13 protein-coding genes are annotated in these 17,700 nt (G+C 70.7%); 9 read left to right on the top strand and 4 right to left on the bottom strand.

What is annotated here, in order from left to right; translation table 11 throughout:
• Positions 1–55: 55 nt before the first annotated feature.
• Positions 56–1,051 carry a LuxR C-terminal-related transcriptional regulator gene (locus tag ACIQM0_RS38635; RefSeq protein ID WP_401295753.1) on the bottom strand — a complete coding sequence of 332 codons (996 nt, stop codon included), beginning with the start codon at positions 1,049–1,051 and terminating at the stop codon, positions 56–58.
• A 312-nt stretch (positions 1,052–1,363) separates the two neighbouring features.
• Here ACIQM0_RS38635 and ACIQM0_RS38630 point away from each other — a divergent pair, with 312 nt between their 5' ends.
• From ACIQM0_RS38630 to ACIQM0_RS38610, 5 genes are all read left to right on the top strand, one after another.
• Positions 1,364–2,104, top strand: a complete 741-nt coding sequence (locus ACIQM0_RS38630; RefSeq protein ID WP_401295750.1) for a Type 1 glutamine amidotransferase-like domain-containing protein — start codon at positions 1,364–1,366, stop codon at positions 2,102–2,104.
• Positions 2,105–2,333: 229 nt separating this feature from the next.
• Entirely contained in the window at positions 2,334–5,435 is a 3,102-nt protein-coding gene (locus ACIQM0_RS38625) for a type 2 lanthipeptide synthetase LanM family protein (protein ID WP_401295747.1), read from the top strand.
• Positions 5,436–5,551: 116 nt separating this feature from the next.
• Positions 5,552–5,776 (top strand): hypothetical protein, encoded by a 225-nt coding sequence (locus ACIQM0_RS38620; protein WP_401295744.1) that lies wholly within the window; start codon positions 5,552–5,554, stop codon positions 5,774–5,776.
• A 104-nt stretch (positions 5,777–5,880) separates the two neighbouring features.
• Positions 5,881–8,793, top strand: a complete 2,913-nt coding sequence (locus ACIQM0_RS38615) for an AAA family ATPase (RefSeq protein ID WP_401295741.1) — start codon at positions 5,881–5,883, stop codon at positions 8,791–8,793.
• Positions 8,794–8,931: 138 nt separating this feature from the next.
• Positions 8,932–9,969 carry an iron-containing redox enzyme family protein gene (locus ACIQM0_RS38610; protein WP_401295738.1) on the top strand — a complete coding sequence of 346 codons (1,038 nt, stop codon included), beginning with the start codon at positions 8,932–8,934 and terminating at the stop codon, positions 9,967–9,969.
• Here the strand turns inward: ACIQM0_RS38610 and ACIQM0_RS38605 are convergent.
• The 3 genes from ACIQM0_RS38605 to ACIQM0_RS38595 all read right to left on the bottom strand — a co-directional run bounded on the left by ACIQM0_RS38605 (position 9,955) and on the right by ACIQM0_RS38595 (position 11,935).
• Positions 9,955–10,245 (bottom strand): CDGSH iron-sulfur domain-containing protein, encoded by a 291-nt coding sequence (locus ACIQM0_RS38605; RefSeq protein WP_401295736.1) that lies wholly within the window; start codon positions 10,243–10,245, stop codon positions 9,955–9,957. The two genes, ACIQM0_RS38610 and ACIQM0_RS38605, sit on opposite strands and share 15 nt — an antisense overlap.
• The gene (locus ACIQM0_RS38600; RefSeq protein ID WP_401295733.1) at positions 10,217–10,858 is read right to left on the bottom strand and encodes a HemK2/MTQ2 family protein methyltransferase; all 642 of its coding nucleotides are present in this window, start codon (positions 10,856–10,858) and stop codon (positions 10,217–10,219) included. The genes ACIQM0_RS38605 and ACIQM0_RS38600 overlap by 29 nt, the downstream gene beginning before the upstream one ends.
• 63 nt (positions 10,859–10,921) lie before the next feature.
• Positions 10,922–11,935: an L-histidine N(alpha)-methyltransferase gene (locus ACIQM0_RS38595; protein ID WP_401295730.1), complete on the bottom strand. Its 1,014-nt coding sequence runs from the start codon at positions 11,933–11,935 to the stop codon at positions 10,922–10,924.
• A gap of 760 nt (positions 11,936–12,695) precedes the next feature.
• Here ACIQM0_RS38595 and ACIQM0_RS38590 point away from each other — a divergent pair.
• The 4 genes from ACIQM0_RS38590 to ACIQM0_RS38575 all read left to right on the top strand — a co-directional run bounded on the left by ACIQM0_RS38590 (position 12,696) and on the right by ACIQM0_RS38575 (position 17,573).
• Positions 12,696–13,538, top strand: coding sequence for an FAD binding domain-containing protein (locus ACIQM0_RS38590; RefSeq protein ID WP_401295728.1), 843 nt, complete (start codon positions 12,696–12,698; stop codon positions 13,536–13,538).
• Positions 13,535–16,324, top strand: a complete 2,790-nt coding sequence (locus ACIQM0_RS38585; protein ID WP_401295726.1) for a molybdopterin-dependent oxidoreductase — start codon at positions 13,535–13,537, stop codon at positions 16,322–16,324. Before ACIQM0_RS38590 ends, ACIQM0_RS38585 begins: the two co-directional genes overlap by 4 nt.
• 130 nt (positions 16,325–16,454) lie before the next feature.
• A complete protein-coding gene (locus ACIQM0_RS38580) occupies positions 16,455–16,982 on the top strand; it encodes a DinB family protein (RefSeq protein ID WP_401295724.1) in 528 nt (175 codons plus the stop codon).
• 93 nt (positions 16,983–17,075) lie between these two features.
• Entirely contained in the window at positions 17,076–17,573 is a 498-nt protein-coding gene (locus ACIQM0_RS38575; protein WP_401295722.1) for a hypothetical protein, read from the top strand.
• Positions 17,574–17,700 lie beyond the last annotated feature (127 nt).

The following is a 17,700-nucleotide window of genomic DNA, read 5'->3' as shown; positions in this document are numbered from 1 at the left end:
GTACGCCTTCACCGCGAAGGCGGCGGTGGGGGCGTACGGTCGCGCACGGGTCGCGTCAGACCATGTCCTCGACCCGGATGCCGCCCTGGGCGATGGCCAGGGCGCCGAGCTGGAAGCGGCTCTGCGCACCGAAGCGGTCGGTCAGCTTCTCGGAGAGCCGGCGGACCGTGCGCAGCGAGACGTCCATCCTGCGGGCGGCGGCGGCGTCGGTGAGACCCTGTGCCCAGAGTCTCAGCACGTGCTGCTCCTGGAGGGAGAGACCGCCACGGGTACGCGGGCGCGCCTCGGCGAGCGGCAGCGCCTCCTTCCAGAGGCGGCTGAACAGGGCGGCGAACGCCTCGGTGACCGACTCGACGCCGCACACCATCGCGCCGGCGACGGACCGGGCGCTCACGACCGGCACCACGGTGTGGGTGCGGTCGCAGAGGATCATCCACGCGGGCAGCGACGGCAGCGTACGGATCGAACCGATGCTGTCGTCGTTCCCCCGTACCCGGCCCATCGTCTCGGGATCGTTGCGGACGCTCTCCAGGACGATGGTGCGGGCCGCCGTGCCGCGCCGGCGCAGGATCTCGTCGATGGGCCGGGCGGACTCGGCGGCGGGCACGGCGAGCCGCTCGGTGGGACCGACGGCCAGCCACTCCTGCTCGCACCCTTCGGCGAGTTCCGCGACGCGCCGCCACACGGCGTCCGCACCGGCCAGCCACTCGACGCCCGGCATGCTGTCCCGGCCGCCGCGCGCGTGCTCGGACAGCAGCCTGGTCACCTCCAGCCGGCTGTCCTCCACCTGGAGCCGATGGAGGGCGAGTTCGTCCTGCTGCCGGGCGAGCATCGCTGTCAGGCCCACCCCCGGGTCGACCGGCTGCCAGCCGGTGGCGGTGTCGCCGGGGACCACGAGCAGGAGGGCGGACAGCCGCTCCAGCCGCTCCCGGACCGTGTCCTCCGCCTCCGTCAGCTGCTCCGCCAACTCGCGGACCCCGGCGCCGGGCAGGTCGACCATGGCGAGATAGACGCTCCGTGCGAGGGAGTCGATACCCAGAGAGGTCAGCATGTCCTTCACTCCTGTTGTCTCGGCCGTACGGCACCAGTTGGTCACGCGTCGAGTCGGACGGCGCTCCACGGGCCGGTGGGGAAGGGTCCGTGCCGCTGCGGGAGTCCGCCGGCCGGACATCAGTACACGGGAGGCCGGGCGGTGGCGGATGCGGGCCGACCACCCACGTTGTGGCGGATGCTCCCCGCAACGTGCGGCCGGAACGGGCGGGGCGTCGCGGAGGGCGGGCGCCCCACGTCCGTCCGCGTCATGACACGGTCTCCGGCGCCGGACGGCAGTCACCCGTTCGCGGCAGGGGTTACGATCGCGCGCATGCCCGCCTCGCAGCCGACCATCCTGGCCACCTCCGGAGGGCATCGCGTCGGTGCCCGTGCCCGGGTGCTCTTCGACTCCCTGGTCCACCACGCGGTCGACCTGTCAGGGGTGAACGGCCGCCGTCCGCGCATCCTCTACCTGGGCACGGCGGTGGGGGACGCGGAGCACGTCACCGCGCGCATGCACGAGGCGGCCAGGGTGGCGGGATTCGATCTGACGCCGCTGCACCTGTTCCCCATGCCGAACGTGGACGACGTGGAAGGCACGCTCCTCGACCACGACGTCGTGTGGGTCATGGGCGGGTCGGTGGCGAATCTCCTGGCGGTGTGGCGGGTGCACGGCCTGGACCGGGCGCTGTGGCGCGCCTGGCAGGCGGGGGTGGTGCTGAGCGGGGTGAGCGCCGGATCGATCTGCTGGTTCGAGGGCGGCGCGACCGATTCGTACGGACCGGATCTGCGGCCGGTGGTGGACGCGCTCGGCTTCCTGCCGTACGGCAACGGTGTCCATTACGACTCCGACCCGGGCCGCCGTCCGCTGATCCACCGGCTGGTCGCGGACGGCACCCTGGGGACGGCGCACTGCACCGACGACGGAGTGGGACTCGTCTATCACGGCACCCGTCTCGTGGAGGCGGTCACGGAGTCGGCGGGCAAAGGCGCCTATCTGGTGACGCGCGAGGGTGACGGGGTGCGGGAGGAGCGCCTGGAGCCACGCCTGCTGCCGTCGGCCCGGCCATGACTCCTTCCGTGCGGGCGGCCCCCACCTGGGTGGGGGTTCCGGTGGCCCGTATGGAGGGCGGGCCCGGGGTACGGGCCGTGACCTGCGGGTTCGTCCTCGGGCGCCGCGAACGCGGGCCGCGTGCGCACGGGTTCGCCGGCGCGGAGCCCCACCTTCCGGCGGGCCCGTCGGAGAATATGAGGGATGCACCCCCATGCAGGCGTCATACGGTGTCTGCGACGTTCCTCCTGTGACCGAATCAGCTGCACCCACGATGCTCCGAAGCGCGCACCTGCCGCTCGCCTGGTGGGCCCCCGCGCTCTCCCTCGCCGAGCGTGTCGGCGCCCCCGGCCGTCCCGTGGCGTCACCCATGACCGCCACGGCCGGCCGGGCCCCGTGGGCCGTCGGGGACACAGCGGGCTTCGCGGCGCGGCTGGCTCACCTGGGTCTCGACGAACGTGCCGTGTGGGCCCTCGCCGGCGAGGCGCCGGAGGATCTGGCGGACCGCGCCGGCACTCCGCGCTGGGCCGGCTACGTCGAAGAGGCCCTGGACCGTGCCCACGACGCCGCATGGCCGGTGCCGGGTGGGGACGCGACCGGGCCCGAGGTGTTCGCACCGGTCCTGGCGCCGCTGGTGGTGCCGGCCTCGGACACCCTGGACCGGCAGCTGGCGCCGCTTCCCGCAGCGGAACGGAACATGCTGCGCGCCGCGTTCGAGCAGTGGCTGCTGAGCCGGATGGCCCGGCAGGCGGCCCGCACCCTCGTCCGCGAACTGGACGGCGCCCGGCGCGCCGGACGGCTCCCCGGGGCCACGCCTCGCGATCGTTTCGCCGCCTTCCTCGCCGCCAACAGCAGCGCGGACGGCCTGCGGGAGCTGTTCACCGCCTATCCGGTGCTGGCGAGGATGCTGGGCCGGACCGCACTGGACGCGGCCGACGCGGTCGCCGAACTGGGCCTGCGGCTGCACGCCGACCGCGAGGAACTGGTGACCGTCCTCCTCGACGGACGCGACCCGGGCCCGCTCACCCGCGTCGAACTGGGCCGGGGCGACGCCCATCGCGGTGGGCGCTCGGTTGCGGTGCTGGAGTTCGCGGACGGCTCACGGGCGGTGTACAAGCCGCGTCCGCTGGGGCAGCACGCCCTGCTGGACGACCTGACCCACTGGCTCACCGGCCGGGTCGACGGCCTTGAGCTGCGTACCCCGCGTACGGTGCGGCGGCCGGAGCACGGCTGGCTGGAGTTCATCGAGCACCGCTTGTGCGGCTCGGTGACGGAGGCGGACGCCTTCTACCGGCGCCAAGGCGCCCTGCTGGCCCTGCTGTACGCGGTGGACGGCGCGGACATGCACTACGAGAACCTCATCGCCTCCGGTGGCCAGCCGGTGCTCGTGGACGCCGAAACCCTGTTGCACACCGGGCTTCCGCAGGCCACCACGGCCGAGGCCGACCCGGCCGCCGACGCCCTCCAGGCTTCCGTGTACCGGACGTGCCTGCTGCCCTATCTGCTGATCGGTGAGCACGGCGCACTGGACATCTCCGCGCTGGGCCGCACCGAGGAAGGCACCTACCCGAGCGAGGGACTGCGCTGGGAGAACAGCGGACTGGACACCATGCGCGTCGTACGGGGGCCGGTGACCAGCCCGGCCGCGCAGAACCAGCCGCTGCCCGACGGGCAGCGGCTCCGGGGCGCCGACCACCGCGCCGCGCTGCTGGACGGCTTCCGCACCACATACGCCGCGATCCGCGCACACGGCGCGGAACTCACCGCGCCGGGCGCTCTGCTGGACCGGCACGCGGACAGTCCCGCACGGCTGATCGTGCGCTCCACCCGGCTGTACTCGACCCTGCTGGAGGAGTCCACCCACCCGGCGCTGCTCGGCGACGCGCTCGCCCGGGACGCCGCGTTCGCGGTGCTGTGGACCGAGTCGGCGCACGACCCGGCGCGCGGCCGGCTGGTGGAGCACGAGACCGAGGACCTGTGGCGCGGGGACATCCCCCTCTTCGTCCACCGGCCGTCCGGCACGGGGGTGCGGACGGCCGGTGGGAACTGGCTGCCGGACCTGCTGCCGGTGGCGAGCCTGAGCGCGGTCCGCGCCAAGATCGGCCGGATGGACGAGGTCGACTGCCGGGACCAGGAATGGATCGTCTCGGCCGCGCTGGCCGTACGCGAGGCGGGCTCCCCGCTGGTCAGGCCGCGCTCCGAGCTGGTGCCGGCTCCCATGCCGGCAGTGGTGCCGGAGCCGTCACGGCTGCTCACCGCGGCCTGCGGGATCGCCGACGAGATCGCCGCCCGCGCCGTGCGGTCCGACGGCCGGGCCAACTGGCTCGGCCTGGAATGCCTGCCGGGCGAGCACTGGTCGGTCCTCCCGATGGGTGCCGGACTCGCCCAGGGATACACCGGAGTCGCGCTCTTCCTGGCCCAGGCCGGACTGCTCGCGGGCGCCGACCGCTACACGGCGCTCGCCCACGAGGCGGTACGGCCGCTGCCGGCCCTGCTGAAGATGCTGGCCACCGACCCCGAACTGTGCGCCGCCGTCGGACCGGGAGCGTACAACGGGCTCGGCGGCATCCTGTACGGCCTGGTACGGCTGTCGGCTCTCCTCGACGCCGACCTGGCGGACTCGCTGCCCGACGCGCTCACCGCACTCGAGCACGCCGTGGTGGCCTGCGCGGACCCCGGGTTCGCGGACGGTATCGCCGGCGCCCTGGCGGCGGCGGTCGCCGCCCACGAAGCGACGGGCGCCCGGCGCGCCCTGGAACTGGCCGACGCGGTGGCGGACACCCTGGCCGCCGCGGTCGCCCAGAGCAGCTGCACCGCGGAGTTCGCCGAGGGTGTCGCGGGCATCGGCTGGGCGCTGTGGCACCACGCGGACCACCGGGCGGATGGAAAGGGACACCCGGAGGTGGCGGCCGGGTTGCTGCGCTCGGCCAACGCCACGCCCGACGCCGCCGCGCACGGCCCGTCGTGGACCACCGGTCTGCCCGGGATCGCCGCCGCCACCGCGCATCTGCCGGGGCGCGGCGACCTCGCCGCCCGGCTGGCCGCCCTCGGCGACGGCCCCGACCTCAGCGCGGGCCACGGCGCCTTCGGCGCCCTGGAGGCGCTGTCGGTCCTGGCCAACCGGGGCGACGCCACCGCTTCCGCCGCTCTGACCCGTACCGCCGGCCGGGTACTCGCGACCGTCGAGGCGCAGCAGCACCGCTGCGCCACCCCCGACCAGGTGCCCTCTCCCGGAATGCTGACGGGCCTCACCGGCATCGGCTACGGCCTGCTCCGTCTCTACTCCCCCGCCCGTGTCCCGTCCGCGCTCCTGCTGGAGCACTCCTGTCCGAGCCCCATGCCCATCTGTTGAGGGCTAGTGCCCCGGCCGGCCGGACCCGGCTCTCCTGCCGCTCCTCTCCGCCCTCCAGTCGTCTCAGCTCTCCCGCACCTCCCACCCGCGCACTTCCACACGAAGGGACTCTCCCCATGAACCAGCACTCCAGCCGCGCCGCGTCCGCCAGCACCGCCGCCAACGCCGACACCGAGGCCCTCGCACCTGCCGTCGACGAACAGGACGCGGTCGGCGGCATCACCCTCTCGGGCCGCAACCGCGCTTGCGCTCGCGCGCGCATCCTGGCCGGAATGGTTCTCACCAGCGGAATCGTCATCACGCTGAGCTCGATCGACACCTCGGTGTCCTCGCCCCAGTAGCCGCCCCCGGGCCAGGCCCTCCGGCGGGCCTGGCCGGCCGGGCGGAATCGGAATCTGGACGGCCCCACTACGGTTACGGACAATCTGATTTATGCTTCGAGATCATGCGCTCCCAAGCACCTTCCCTCATCGGCCGGGATACCCAACTGGGGCTGCTCGAGCGTGCGTTGTCCGACGCCCAGCAAGGGCGCGGCGGTGTGGTCTTCGTGGTGGGCGAAGCCGGGGCCGGCAAGTCCCGGCTGGCGGCCGAGGCAGTGGGCAGCGCGCTCGGGATCGGGATGGGCGTGCTGCGGGGACGCAGCAGCACCACCGGCCCCGTGGTGCCCTTCCGGCCGCTGACCGAGGCGCTGATGTCGCTGTTCCGCACGGGTGAACCGCTGGACGAACTGTCCCTCGGGCCGTACAGACCGGTGCTGGGGCGGCTGATACCCGACTGGAACACCGGTGCGGGCGACAGCAGTTCCATGGTCATTCTGGGTGAGGCCGTGCTGCGCCTGCTCATGGCCACCGACCACGGCCGGGGCCGGCTCCTGGTGCTGGAGGATCTGCACGACGCCGATCCCGAGACGCTGGGGGTCCTGGAGTATCTCGTGGACAACCTGGAGTACAGCCCGGTCCTGCTCCTCGCCACCATCCGCACGGACTTCAGCGACGCCCTGGATCTCGCGCAGTCGGCCCGCCGACGCGGCGCGGCCTCGGTCGTGGAACTGCCGCCGCTGACCCGCCCCCAGGTACACGAACTGGTGGCGGGTCAGTTGGGCGCCTCCCCGGAGGAAGTGCCCGCACAGGTGCTGGAGCGGTTGTGGGAGGGCAGCGCGGGCAGCCCCTACCTGGTCGAGGAGCTGCTCCAGTCGATGATCGGCGCGGGCACCCTGGTACAGGGACCGGACGGCTGGCGAACGGTCGGTGACCCGCGCGGCGATGTCTCCTCCGCTCTGGCCCGGGGAATCCTGCGCCGCATCGAGCGGCTGGGTGCGGAGGGCCTGACGCTGCTGTCGGCGGCGGCCGTACTGGGCAGACGGTTCCCGCTGACCGTGCTCCAGCAGATGACGGGAGTCGACGACCGGGCACTCCTGAGCCATCTGCACGCCGGTGTCGCCGCTCGCCTGGTGGTCCCGGACGAGCCCGCTCCCGACTGGTACTCCTTTCGCCATTCACCCACCGTGGAGGCGCTGTTCACCCGCCTGACGCCCGGCCAGCGGACGGAGCTGGCACGCCAGGGCGCGGAGGCGGTGGAGAAACTGCACCCGCAGTTACCCGGCGAGTGGTGCGCGCTCGCGGCGGGGCTGCGGTCCGAGGCGGGCGAGGACGCGGCGGCCGGCAAGCTGTTCACGGAGGCGGGGCGGCGGGCCCTGACGGCGGGCGCGCTCGGTTCGGCGGTGACCTTGCTCAGTCAGGCCGAAACCCTGCTGGCGCGGGCCGGCGACCCGCAGGAGCGGGCGGGCGCGCTGGAGCACCTGCTGCCCGCGCTGGCCGAGTCCGGCGACTTCGACCGGGCCTTCGGACTGGTCGAGCATCTGCACGCCCTGGACAGCGCAGGGCTGGGTGCGTCACGTCTGGCAGTCCTGCACACCCGGCTGGCCAAGGTGGCTCACACGGCGGGGCGTTGGAGCGACGGGAACCGGCAGATCGACCGGGCCCGCGAGGTGCTGGGGTCGAGTCCGGACGGTGCGGCGACGGCGGCCGTCGACGTCACCGCCGCCTATCTCGCGCTGGACACCCCGGGCACCGACCGTATCCAGCACGCGGAGGAGCTCGCCCGCTCCGCGGCCGACGCCGCCGACCGCTACGGACTGCCCTCGGTCGCCTGCCAGGCGTGGGAACTGCTGGCGACCGTGGCCCGCGAACGGGACCCGCACGAGTCCCGGGCCATGCTCGAGAAGGCCCTGTCGACGGCGGAACGGCACCAGCTTCCGCTGCGGCGGATGTACGCGGCGACCCGTATCGGCGGCAACGACTGGCTGGCGGAGGGAGACACCACCGGACTCGTGTCCGCCCGGGAGGAGGCCCTGCGGCTGGGCTCGATCAACATCGTGCACACCGTGGACGGCATCCTCGTCCTGGACGGGGTGATGCGGGGCGCCCGCGAGGCGACGCGGGAGGCCGCCACCGAGTGCCTGACGATCGTGCGCAGGCTCGGGCTCGCCCCGGCCGTCCGGTACCTCCTCATGTCACTGGCGTCACTGGAGGCGCACCAGGGCGACCGGCGCGCGATGGAGGCCGCCCTCGGCTCCTTCGCCGAATGGGAGGGGACGGGCTCGCAGGAGGAGCCGCTCACCCTGGGGATGGCCCGCGCCTTCTGTGCCCTGATGGAGGAGAACAGGGACCTGGCACGGGCGGAGCTGGGGGCGGTGTCGGCGCTGGAGCGGCACAACCCGAGCACCTACCACCTCAGCGGCACCCACGGGGTGGGACTGCTGCTGGACGTGCTGGCCGGTGACGCGGACCGCGCCCGGCACGAGGAGGTCGCCGCCACGGCAGTCGGACGGATGCGGTGGAACCGCCAGTTCGTCACGCTCGCGGATGCCGTCCTGCTCGGCCGGGAGGGGCAGGGCGAACGGGCGGCAGAACGCATAGAAGCGGCGCTGCGCGATGCGGCCGTGTACCCGGCCGCGCTGCACCTGGGCCTGCGGCTGGTCGCGGACGCGGCGCACGAGGACGGCTGGGGTGAGCCGGTCGCCTGGCTCAGGCGGGCCGAACACCACTTCCACGAGCAGGGGGTGCCCGCCGTCACGAACGCCTGCCGGGCCGCCCTGCGACGCCTGGGTGCCCCCGTGCACCAGCACCGCAGCGGCACGGACGGCATCCCCGAACAGCTGCGGGCCCTCGGCATCACCGTGCGGGAGTACGAGGCGTTCCGGCTCCTCGCCGACCGGCTGAGCAACAAGGACATCGCCGACCGGCTGTTCATCTCGCCGCGCACGGTCGAGAAGCACATCGCCAGCCTGATGAACAAGACGGGCGCGGCCGACCGCGCGGACCTGTGTGCGCGGTCGACCCGGCTGCCGAAGTCATGAGGACCGGGGGAAGTCCCCCACCTCCAGCAAGAGCCCGGCGCAGATGGAGGGTGTCTGGCGGCGAGGGCCCGGGTGGGCGAAAATGCCTTCACCGCCCGTGAGCATGGCATCCACGCGTTTGATCGAGTTGGAGAGCCGATGACCCCCAGTGCCACCACCAGAGACACTCAGCCTCTCGCCCACGCGTTACCGGTTCCCCGGGGACCGCTGTCCGAGACCGTGGTCACCGCGCTGACGAGGCGTCCGGCCTCGGAGCCGTTCTCCCTGCATGCCGTGGATGGGATCGATCCGTACGGCGAGGATCTGACGCTGGCCCTGCACACCTGTTACGAGCTGCACTATCGGGGCTTCGACGGTGTCGATCCGCTGTGGGAGTGGGATCCGGAGCTTCTTCGGTTGCGGGCCGCGATGGAGCGCGTCTTCCTGACGGCGCTGCGTTCGGACGCCGAGGGTGGTGACGATGTCGCCGCCGTACTGGATGGGTTGCTGGTCGAGACGGTGCCCGGTGACGGGGTCTCGCACTATCTCCGGGACTCCGGGGACTGGGAACAGATGCGTGAGTATTTCGCCCACCGCTCCGTGTATCACCTGAAGGAGGCCGACCCGCACGCCTGGGTGATTCCCCGTCTTCAGGGACAGGCCAAGGCCTCCTTGGTCGCGGTCGAGTTCGACGAGTTCGGCGGCGGCCGCGCCGAGAGAGCCCACTCCCAGCTGTTCGCCGACCTCCTGGTCGGTGCCGGGCTCTCTCCCGCGTACCTGCACTACGTGGATGACGTACCCGCACCCGCGATCGCGATCGTGAACCTGATGTCGATGTTCGGACTGCACCGGAGGCTGCGCGGCGCCCTGGTCGGTCACTTCGCGGCGGCCGAGATCACCACCGCGCCGAGCGCACAGCGGATCGCCCAGGCGCTGGACCGGCTGGGTGCGGGGCCGGAGTGCACACTCTTCTTCACCGAGCACATCGAAGCCGACGCCGTGCATGAACAGGTGTTGCGTCGTGATGTCATCGGTGACCTGCTCCGGCGGGAGCCCGATCTTGCCGGGGACGTGGTGTTCGGGATCGCGGCCACCGAGCTGCTGGAGGGCAGGCTGGCCGCGCACCTGCTTGCTGCTTGGCGCAGCCGTAGGACATCGCTGCGTCGGGCGCTGCCTGGGCAGTCAGCCGGGGTCTGATTCCAGGGTCCGGTCGTCGGAATCCTGGCGGACGCGTCGGCGGTGGCTGGTGTCACAGAACGGGTGCCGCCGACTGCGCCGGCATACACAGAGGGCGACCACGAAACGGTCCGAGACGACGACCTGGTTGTCACTGGTCACCACCTCGACGGGGCCTTCGACGAGGAGGGGGCCACCGGGAACCAGGGTGACCCGCCTGCGGTCCCGGTCGCGCGGTCCGGCAGCAGTGACCGGTTCCGGAACCGTACTAGGTTTGGTCGTTCCGCCGGTCTCCACGGATCACCACCAGTTCCTCGTGACGTTGGCCCGCCCTGATGAATCCCTGCTCCTCCAGAAACGGGATCCGACGGTTCATGACCGGGCCGAACGGCACTGTCCGCCGGGCCACCACGGCGGCCTTCAGCCCTCCCTTGTGCAGCAGGTCCACGGTGGTCCCCACTCCGCACACGGCAGAATGGACGACCAACAGCATGCCGCCGCTGGAAAGCATCCCGGAGGCGTTGACGCACAGCGGATCCAGCAGGGCCCGTCCGTCACGCGCGGCGTCCCATGCCCTGCTCGGTCCGCTCCGGGGAAGGCCCTCTTGAGGGGCCGGTACATACGGTGGGTTGGCGAGTATCACGTCGAACTGCCGGGCGGCGGGAAATGACAGCGCGTCCCGGCGTTCGACCCGTATCGGGAGCCCGCGTACCCGGGCGTTGAACCGGGTCGCCAGCGTGGCACGGCGCGAGATGTCCACCGCCGTGACGTGTCCGGCTCCGACGCCCGCCGCGGCGATGGCCAACGCACCGGTTCCGGTGCACATGTCCAGAACCCGTGCGCCAGAAGGAATTCCGGCGTGATACAGCGCCTGGATCAACAACCACGTATCGGTCTGGGGCCGGTACACACCCGGGGGTCTCAGTAACCACACGGCGCGATCCGTGCATCGCGGGAATCGGCCTCTCCGATGTCAGAGCTCATCGCCTGCCTCACTACGGTCCTGGGAGCGCGTGAAAAGGAAGATGCCGTACTGCCATTCCTCGTCGGCCCACTGCGCGCGCAGTTCGAGACCGCGTGCGACGACGTCGGCCACGAACTGCTCACGCTGGAACTTGTGGGACAGGCCGACGTTGAGCGAGTCACCGCGCCGCAGGTTCAGTACGAGATCCAGATCGTGAAGCACGACGGAATGTTCCTCGGTCGCGTAGACACGCGCGTCGACGGTGCCGGTATCGGAATCGAAGTGCGCCCGCGCGGAGAAAGCCCGCGGGTCGAAGGTGCCGCCGAAGCGCCGGTTGAGATGGTCCAGATGATTGAGCCGGAACCGTGTGAAGGCAGATCGGCCGACCGGATCGTTGTAAGCGGCTTCGAGTACCGGGGCCGGCTTCAGGAGATCGACCGAGACCAGGAAGCCGTCACCGGGCCGAAGCGTGCTGACGATTTCGGAGAGCAGCCTGTCGCGCTCGCCCAGGGGCATATTCCCGAGATTGCTCCCGAGGAACGAGATCGTCACCGGCTCGGGTTTGCTGTTCCTCAGCCAGGCCAACCCTGCCTCGTACCGGCCCCACAGCCCCTGTACCCGCAGGCCGGGCAGCTCGGCGGTCAGGTCGCGCCCACTGGCCTCGAGCATCTCGCGGCTGACATCAATCGGCAGATACGACGTCGAACGGCGGTCGGCACAAGCCGCCAACAGCAGACGGGTCTTCTTCGCGCTGCCGCTGCCGAGCTCCGCGATCAGCCCGCACCCGATCAAGTCGGCTATCTCCCCGGCATGGTGCTTCAGCAGTCCGTACTCGACCCGGGTGAGGTAGTAGTCGGGTAACTCGGTGATCAACTCGAACAAGTCCGAGCCGAGCGCGTCATACCCGAAGTGAGCGGGGACCCGCGGTGGATTCTCCCGTAGACCGGCCAGAAGAGCCGACCGGTCGTCCCAGAAGGCCGCCCCCTCGTCAACCGCGACGATATCGACCCGGCTCAGCGTCATGATGCCTCTCCTGACTCCTCGGGCCGCGCCTCCCCCGACGGTGGCCCCAGCCCAGTACCTGTCTGGCGTGCGTCGATCAACGGAACGTGAAGGCGGCTGGCACTCCGGTCGCCCCGTGGAGCCTGCCACTACGCCATAGCACGCAAACCGACAATCCCCGTAACTTCTCCGGTCCTTCAGTAATTGCATATGCCAGCGCGACCGAATTTCAGCCAAGCCCCTCAAGCCCGGCGGACTACCGCGACCGCCCAGCAGCGATCACACCTCCAACAACGCGGTACCAGGTACGGCCCGCCGAGGTGCGTCTTGGCGCAGTACCGTCATGACCCAAAGGGACTCCCGGTTCGGCGAGACAACCGAGGAGTGCGATCCGTTTCGCTTCCGGCCAGGAGAGTGGCCGGCGGTGCCAGAGTTTCGCGGGGACCAACCGCGTGGCGCAGTGCGCCGGGCGGCGCGGTGCAGGAAGTGCGGGCCATCCTCGGACGGGGCGGCGAGTTCGACGGCTGTTGCCACCAAGGGGGAACAGTCCGGCTCCGGACCACGAGGCATGGTGGTGTGGGTGTCGGGGGAAGCGAACCTCCACAGGTGCGCAGAGAGTTCTTTTATGTGACGATGTTCAATTGCGTATTCATTACTCCAAGCGTCACCCATAGAGAAATCTTCGGGCGGAATAGAAAAAGTTCCAGAATTTCGATGAATTCACCCACATCCTCGTGAAAGCCTGCTCGTTCCCCACCCCCTGCGAGATGAGAACCAGCCCATGGACCTGAACACGGTTCTCGACGTGCGCGACGCGGGCCGTGACGAACCCTGGCGCGCGGGCGACGCCTGGCTCGGTGGCGGAACGTACCTCTTCTCGGAGCCCCAGCCACACCTGCGTCGGCTGGTGGATCTGAGCCGGATGGGCTGGGAGCCTGTCCAAGTGCTGCCCGACGGATCGGTGGAGATCGCGGCCACGTGCACGATCACGCAACTGTCCCGATTCGGCCGGACGCTCGACGCGGAAGCCGCTCCACTCTTCGACCAGTGCTGCCGGGCGTTCCTGGCCTCGTTCAAGGTCTGGAACATGGCGACCGTCGGCGGGAACCTGTGCCTGGCTCTGCCCGCGGGGCCCATGATCTCCCTGGCCGCCGCGCTCGACGGCGCGTGTCTGCTCCAGGCGCAGAACGGCACCCGTCGCGGCGTGCAGGTCGTCGACTTCGTTACCGGCGCGGGCCGAACGGACCTCGGCGAGGGCGAACTGGTGCGTTCGGTGACGCTCCCCGCGCGAGCGCTGAAGTCGCGTACGGCGTTCCGGCAAGCGTCGCTCCACGGGCTCGGACGCTCTGGCGCTCTCGTCATCGGGGCACTGGATCCAGGGGAGGACGTACTGTCCCTCACCATCACGGCCGCGACCCGACGCCCCTTCCGTCTCAGCTTCGCGCTGCCCTGCGGACCGGGCGAGTTACGGGCGGCCATCACGGCGGCCGTAGGTGAGTCCGACTGGTTCGACGATGTCCACGGGCTTCCTGAGTGGCGGCAGCACATGGTCCTGCGGTTCGCCGGGCAGGTCCATGACGAACTCACCCGAGGGGGTGCCCGGTGGGCTTCGGCATCCGTGTGAACGATCAGCCCTTCGACTCGGCGCCCCGTCCCGGCCAGTGTTTACGGACGTATCTGCGCGAGTGCGGCTGGTTCGGGGTGAAGAAGGGCTGTGATGCCGGGGACTGCGGGGCCTGCACGGTCCATGTGGACGGCGTGCCGGTGCACAGTTGTCTGTACCCGGCAGTGCGCGCCGAAGGCCGCAGCGTGACGACCGTTGAGGGCCTGGCGGCCCCCGAGGGCGAACTCCACTCGGTGCAGAAGAGGTTCCTCGACGCCCAGGGCTTCCAGTGCGGTTTCTGCACGGCCGGTTTCCTGATGACGACGGCCGCGCTGGAGGCCGAGCACGGTACCGAGCACGACGACGGCAAGCTGGACGACCTGCCGCGCGCCTTCAAGGGCAACCTCTGCCGCTGCACCGGCTACCGTGCCATCGAGGACGCCGTGCGCGGCGTACAGCACACCGAACGCCCGCGGGCGGGTGCGGCCGTGGGCAGGAGTCCGGCTGCGCCCGCGGGCCCGCGCGTGGTGACCGGTACCGCCCGCTACACCTTCGACGTCAAGGTGTCCGGCCTGCTCCACATGAAGGTGCTTCGCTCGCCGCACCCACACGCCCGGATCGTGTCCATCGACACCTCCGAGGCACTTCGGGTGCCGGGCGTGCGAGCCGTCCTGACCCACGAGGACGCCCCCGCGACCCTGTACTCCTCGGCCCGCCACGAGCATCCCGGCGTGGATCCCGACGACACACGCGTCCTCGACGACACCGTCCGATTCGCCGGTCAGCGCGTGGCCGCGGTCGTCGCCGACAGCGAGCGGGACGCCGAGGAGGGCTGCCGCCGGATCAGGGTGGAGTACAGCCAACTCCCGTACGTCGTGGACGCGGAGGAGGCGATGGCACCCGGCGCTCCCGTCCTGCACGCCGGCAAGGGCCCCGAGACGCGGATCGCCCGCGTCGAGAACAACGTAGCCGCTGAGGTACACGGTGAAATCGGCTGCGTCGACGACGGTTTCGCGGAGGCCGCCGTCGTGTACGAGGAGACCTTCCGCACCCAGCGCGTGCAGCACGCAAGCCTGGAGACGCACGGCTGCGTCGCGTACTTCGAGCCGAAGGAGAACGGCGCCGGTGAGCGCCTGACGATCCGCTCCTCCACCCAGACGCCCTTCCTGACGCGCCGCGCGATCTGCGCTCTGTACGGGCTGCCCGAGGACGAGGTCCGCGTCGTCGCGGGGCTCGTGGGAGGCAGCTTCGGCGGCAAACAGGAGATGCTCACCGAGGACATCGTCACGCTGGCCGCGCTGAAACTGCGCCGCCCGGTGAAGCTGGAGTACACGCGCGCCGAGCAGTTCTACGGGGCGACCACCCGCCACCCGTTCACCATCGGCGTCAAGGTCGGTGCCCGCCAGGACGGCACGCTGTCCGCGATCCAGATGCGGGTGGTCTCCAACACCGGCGCCTACGGCAACCACGGGCCTGCCGTGCTGTGCACCGGCGTCGGCGAGTCGTTCGCCATGTACCGCGCACCCCACAAGAAGGTCGACGCATTCTCGGTCTACACCAACGTCGTCCCGGCGGGCGCGTTTCGGGGGTACGGGCTCAGCCAGGTGACGTTCGCCCTTGAGTCGGCGATGGACGAACTGGCCCGGCGTCTCGGCATGGACCCGCTGGTCCTGCGGGAGAGGAACATCATCAGGCCCGACGAGCACGTGCTGAGCCCGATCGGTGAGGGGGAAGAGGACCTGCATATCGCTTCCTACGGCCTCGACCAGTGTCTGGCCGTGATCCGCAGGGCCGTGGCCGAGGACCACAGCGCCGACGACGCACCGGAGGGATGGGTCACCGGTCAGGGCGCCGCCCTGACCATGGTCGCCACCGGCCCGCCAGGGGGCCACTATGCCGACGCGGCCATCAGTCTGCGCCTGGACGGAACGTACGACCTGGCCGTCGGCACAGCCGAGTTCGGCAACGGCACCCTCACCGTGCACAAGCAGATCGCCGCCGACGCGCTCCACACCACCGTGGACCGGATCACCATCCGGCACTCCGACACCGACGCCGTCCGCCACGACACCGGCGCGTTCGGTTCGACCGGCACCTTCGTGGCCGGCAAGGCGGTGCTCCTCGCGGCGGAAGAGCTCGCCGAACGTCTGCAGGGCTTCGCGGCCAGGTACACGGGGGTGGCCGAGCACAGGTGCGTACTCGGCTCCGAGACCGTCGACTGCGCGGGCCGGACCCTCACACTGGAAGAGCTCCACGAAGCGGCCCACACCGACTGCGCACCGGAGGCTGTCTCCGCGCAGGGACACTGGAGCGGCAGCCCGCGTTCGGTGGCCTTCAATGCCCACTGGTTCCGCATCGCTGTCGACCCGGACACCGGCGAGATGAGGATCCTGCGCAGCGTCCATGCCGCCGACGCCGGCAAGGTGATGAATCCCGTACAGTGCCGCGGCCAGGTCGAGGGTGGAGTCGCCCAGGCGCTGGGGGCCACGCTCTTCGAGAGCGTACGGCTCGACGAACGCGGCACGGTGACCACAGATGCCTTCCGGAACTACCGCCTGCCCCAGCACGCCGACGTGCCGCGCACCGAGGTCCACTTCGCGGAGACCGACGACGCGCTCGGCCCGCTCGGCGCCAAGTCGATGAGCGAGAGCCCGTTCGTCCCGGTAGCCCCCGCCTTCGCCAACGCACTGCGCGATGCCACCGGCCTCCGGTTCACCGAACTGCCCCTGACCCGTGACCGCGTCTGGCTGGCCATTGACCAACGGGCCCGCGCCCAGATCTCACCGACCGAAACACCTGGGGCATAGGCGATGAAGTGTCCCGGGGTTTCCGGACCGGCGCTGGTCTTGTCGTTTCACGCGCGGACGGACCTGGTCGCCGCGGTGCCGGCGAGTGTGTCCCTGGTCCTCCGGTGAGTCGGTCGGCCAGAGTAAGCGCATGACATGGACGGCACCGAAGATTGAGCGCACGACGCGGATCGGTGATCTGGTCACCGTTCCTGAGCGTCAGATGCTGGAAGGCTGGCTGAATTGGCACCGCGAGACCCTGCTGGCCAAGTGCGCGGGGTTGGAGCCGGTTCAACTGGCGCGTACCACGGTGGAACCGTCGAACCTCACCTTGCTGGGCCTGGTCCGTCACATGGCGGAGGTAGAGCGGTCGTGGTTCCGGCGACGCTTCGCGGGTGAGGACATCGGGAATGTCTTCACCGACCCGGGAGACGGCGACGAGGGCATCGCGGGAGTCGACGAGGTGTACGCGGAACGGGACTTCGAGAGGTTCCGGGCCGAGGTCACCTCGTGCGGGGCAGCGGCGGCCGGACATGACCTCGACGAGACGTTCAGGTCCGCGCGCGGCGCTGCCGTCAGCCTGCGCTGGCTCTACGTGCAGTTGATCCAGGAGTACGCCCGTCACAACGGACACGCCGACTTCCTGCGGGAGCGCACGGACGGAAGAACGGGCGACTGAGCCGGCGTTTCCGGCAGTCACTCGTCCGGACCGGACCGGACGAGACCGGACCGGACCGGAGTCACGAATCCCGGATGTCCTAGTCTCCGGACCGTGACCTACGACCTTCTGTTCATACGTCGCCGATCAGGCATGACGCTGCTTGAGGCGTTCGACGAGCGTGCGGCCGACTACGACCCGGACGCCGAGCTCGCGCTCATGAGCGTGAACGAGGAACAGCGGGCGGTGTGGGAACGGATCATGCAGCGGATCACCACATCCATCGGGCCCGTCACCTCCGAGGAGTATCCCTACAGCCTCACCTTGTGGCGGGACGGGGCCGCCGGTCACCTCCAGCTGGACTACGACGGAGATTCGGCTTCCGTCGAGATCCCCTACCGCTATTCGGGCGAAGCGGCTCTGTCCATGGCCACGGAGGCGTACCGGATCGCGCACATCGTCGAGGAGGAGAGCGGTCTGACGGGTTTCGACTTCCAGACCGATCGGCCCACCACCCCGGGCGACGTACAAAGGGCGGCCGCCAGGCTCGGCGGCATTACCGACTGGGCACAGGAGAACCTCACCGGAGGCGGAGGCGCCGGGCAGCAGTGATCCGAGGACCCCGCCCACCTGGAAGGCAGCGCCCAATGCCGTTGCTTGAGCTACTGAAGTATCGCGGGCGCAAGGGTGATGATCTTCTCGGGAACCCGTCGCGTGCCTCGCCTGGCCTGGTCTTTCT

The organism is Streptomyces sp. NPDC091387, assembly GCF_044756945.1.
Lineage (GTDB): Bacteria > Actinomycetota > Actinomycetes > Streptomycetales > Streptomycetaceae > Streptomyces.
Note: the sequence above shows the minus strand (reverse complement) of the source record. Positions and strands in the feature narration are given on the sequence as shown.

Excerpts from the sequence above, each read along its gene's own strand:
- ACIQM0_RS38635 (WP_401295753.1), bottom strand. The coding sequence starts at position 1,051 with ATGCTGACCTCTCTGGGTATCGACTCCCTCGCACGGAGCGTCTATCTC.
- ACIQM0_RS38630 (WP_401295750.1), top strand. The coding sequence starts at position 1,364 with ATGCCCGCCTCGCAGCCGACCATCCTGGCCACCTCCGGAGGGCATCGC.
- ACIQM0_RS38620 (WP_401295744.1), top strand. The coding sequence starts at position 5,552 with ATGAACCAGCACTCCAGCCGCGCCGCGTCCGCCAGCACCGCCGCCAAC.
- ACIQM0_RS38615 (WP_401295741.1), top strand. The coding sequence starts at position 5,881 with ATGCGCTCCCAAGCACCTTCCCTCATCGGCCGGGATACCCAACTGGGG.
- ACIQM0_RS38610 (WP_401295738.1), top strand. The coding sequence starts at position 8,932 with ATGACCCCCAGTGCCACCACCAGAGACACTCAGCCTCTCGCCCACGCG.
- ACIQM0_RS38595 (WP_401295730.1), bottom strand. The coding sequence starts at position 11,935 with ATGACGCTGAGCCGGGTCGATATCGTCGCGGTTGACGAGGGGGCGGCC.
- ACIQM0_RS38590 (WP_401295728.1), top strand. The coding sequence starts at position 12,696 with ATGGACCTGAACACGGTTCTCGACGTGCGCGACGCGGGCCGTGACGAA.
- ACIQM0_RS38580 (WP_401295724.1), top strand. The coding sequence starts at position 16,455 with ATGACATGGACGGCACCGAAGATTGAGCGCACGACGCGGATCGGTGAT.